This is a genomic window from Streptomyces sp. NPDC000941 (assembly GCF_053599555.1).
In genome coordinates this window covers 1-3,363 of the sequence record NZ_JBSFMM010000454.1, presented here as the reverse complement: position 1 = coordinate 3,363, position 3,363 = coordinate 1, and the positions used below count along the sequence as shown (strand labels likewise).

At 72.0% G+C, this 3,363-nt stretch carries 1 protein-coding gene; it reads right to left on the bottom strand.

Translation table 11 applies throughout. The features are described 5' to 3' along the window. Window positions 1-3,297 (bottom strand): lonely Cys domain-containing protein (locus ACWDSL_RS52565; RefSeq protein ID WP_450496778.1); only part of this gene is annotated, 3,297 nt, incomplete at its 3' end. Window positions 3,298-3,363: the final 66 nt, after the last annotated feature.

Here is a 3,363-nt window from a genome sequence, read left to right as displayed (position 1 = left end):
CACACCCGACGCAAGCAACCCACCCGGATGCAACTCATCCCGCAACGCACCCAACAACTCCAGACACCGCCGCTCCGACACACCACCCGACGGCACCGACACCGCCACCATGCCGTCCACCAGACCCGTCAACTCCCCACGGGTCAGCACCCGGGGAACGGAGTCCGCGGCGGTGACCGTGGCAGGCACCGGGGCGAGGTCCGTGACCGGCACGGGGCCCATGGCGGAGTCCGGGTACGGCGCCGGGTCCGGGGACAGCGCGAGCGACGTCACAGCGGAAGGCATCTCACCGGCTTCGCCGGTCCCGCCGGCCGGTCCCAGGGGCGCGCTCCTGACGGCGCCGCCGTGGGGCGCCGCCGAAGCCACCGAGGGCAGGGCCGGTGTGGCCGAGATCGTCGCGGCCGAGGTCGTCGTGGGAGCGGCAGACCCGGTGGACCCGGGGAGCGGGTACGGCCGCGGGACCGGGTGCGGGGCGGGCGGGACGGGTGCCGCCGGGGCCTCCGGCACCGCCAGGTGCCAGACGGGGCCGGAGGCCGCACTGGCGAAGGCGGTGAGCACCGGCGCGCCCTGGTCGTCCGTGTCGGACAGGTCCGTCGGGTCCTCGGTCCACCACACAGGACCGCCCAGCCGCTGCGCCAGCCGCTTCGCCACCGCGCCGACGTCGGGAGCCCACTCGGCGTGCGAAAAGATGACCTCGGCGCCATTCATCCGCTTTGTCAGTACGGGGTCTACCGCTGCCAGCTCCGAGAACTCACCGACCGGCAGCTCGAACACCTGGCCGTGGATGGTCAGCCGAATGGTGTCCGGATCCCGTTGGTCCAGATCGGCCCGCAGCAGGTAAGGGAGGAACGCGGCCGCCCGCCGGTTCCGGTTCCGGTTCCGCCACGGCGCGTCCACCAGACCGCCCGGCGTATGGATCTGCGCAAGGTTCACCCCCGGCCACGACTCCCCCGTGAAGTCACGACCGCGCTCCCGGACCCCGTCCAGGACCGTGGCGATGCCGGTGTCGTCGAACGCCCCGAACACCTCCAGGTCGTACGCGGCCACCACGTCCGTGTCGGACGCGTCCCGCCCCACGGCGAACGCCCGGGTGAGCGTCTCCCGCACTTCCGCACGTTCCGTCGGGTCGACGTCGAAGTCCGGGTCCAGGCGGAGCACCCGCCGGGTGAGCGCGTCCGCGTCCACACCGGGTGCGGTCAGCAGGTCCATGGTCTTGACCCACGCCCACAGCATCCGCAACCGCTCCGCCTCACCCAACGGACGGGGCTCGGACAAGTTCAGGGCAGTGGCGGCCTCGGACCTCGCCTCATCCCCCTGCACCCACTGCGCGCCCAGCCGCACCACCGGCAGCTCCACGAAGTCCCACGGCATGTCCACGCGTTCGCCCCGCGGGCCACGGGGCCGTGCCTCCCACGCCGTCGCCGCCGCGACCAACGCCCGGCGGGCGACCTCCTGATCCACCTCGACCCCGGCCCCCGCATGCGCCGCGATCACCCGCCGCAGCAGATCCAGCGTCAGCGGGCCCACCCGCCGGAACTCCGGGTCGGCCAGCCACATCTCGTCCACCGCCGCCACCCCACGCAGCAGCTCCCCGAAACCGGCACCGTCCTCCACATACAACCCGAACATCAACTTCAGCGCCCGCACCGCAATCAGCGTCCGCTCCCGCACCTCCGCCGACACCTCGCCATTCCCCGAGTGCAGCCTGGCCACCACCGCAAGCCGGTCCAGCTCCGCACCCTCCGGATCCGGCCGCTCCACGGCAATCTCCCGGGGCCGCCCCTGAGAATCGGAGTACAGGACCCACCTCCGCACGTTGGTCCCGGGCCGCTCCCCATCCGACAGCTGGCCGTAGGAGGCACGCGCCCAGAGTCGCGTCGCGTTCGCGGTGCGATGCGCCACAGAGATCTCCCGCAGCGGATCGGCCACGAACACCTCGGGGTCGAAGACGCTCCTCATGGTGGGACCCCGGCTGTCGCTGTCCTTGGGGGAGCCGAGCCAGCAGTCGGAGAAGTCGATCCAGCGGACCTTGGGCCGCCGGGACACCAGCCACTTCACCCACGCCACCACCAGATCCTCGCCGACATAGCGGTTGACCACGCCGTTCCCGCTCCGCACCGCCAGCACCATGTAGCCCGGGATGGCATGCGCGCTGAGGCGGAACCCGTCGGCCTGGGAGAACGGACTGGCCTCGGGACCCGGACGCGGCAGCTCCAGCTCCGGCCCCTCGGTGTTCGTGGGGAAGCTGTAGTGGATGAACGTCGTCATCCGGTCGCTGACGCGCTCCGTCTCCTCGAAATTCCTCGCGTACTTGTCGGGTTTGAACGAGGCGTAGCCGGTCTCCTCTCCGGTCGCTTCGCTGACCACCGGCCACATCAGCACATCGCGGTACCAGTCGGGCACGCTCTCGTCGAGAACGGGCCCCTGGCCCGGCCGGAACGAGGCCCAGTCGCCCGTGGGAACTCCGGGCCGTCCGGCAACCGTGTCGATGCTGGCCGTCCCATCGGACCACGCGCTGACCGTCACCTCACCGCTGTGCGCCCACACCTCCAGACCGGTACGGTCCGCGAACTGCTGGAGGAACACGCCGTACTGACCCAGGAAGGGAACGGCCACCACGATCGGGGTGCCCGGCGGCAGACCCGCCCGCGCCACGGCGATCGCCATGAGCTCGATGAGCTCCTCGACATCCGCGTCCCGCGTCGAATCATCCGGCAGCCGCACCACCACCATGTCGCCACGCCGCTTACCCGCGACGACGCACGGCACCGTCCCCTTCGGCCACGGCGTCTTCCGCCCGGGACCGCCGGCCGCCAGGGAACCATCCGGCTGCAGGACGAGGACCCCGCTCCGGTCCATGTTCAGCTCCAGGACGCCCAATGCCCCCATGACGTCAGGACCCAGCCAGCTGACACCCGGGATCTGGCTCCACTCCATCGTGAAGTAGCTGCTGTGACCCGGCCCGACCGCCCCCAGCAGGTCGAGGTGGAACGCACCCAGCGCCGTCAGACTGTCCGCACGCCCGTCCGCCTCGGCCGCCCACACCAGCTCGAACAACTCCGTACGCACCGCCTGGTCCACCAGCGCATTCGCCGGCAGGTGCAGCACACGACGAGCCGTCGCATCGACATCGAACACACTCTCCCGCACCCGACGGTCCCGGTCGTGCAGAGCCGCCAGCCGCTCTATGGCCACCGCGTCCCGGGAGGGGGTGATCCCGCCGACCGTCGCCTGCCGTTCCAGTTCCGCCGGGCCCGTCCCGTCCGGCGCGAACTCCACCACGCTCAGCGGCGGCAACCCGGGAGCCGGCGCGGCCGCAGGCGGGGCGGGCGCCTGCGAGGCGGGCGGGGCAGGCGAGGCCGG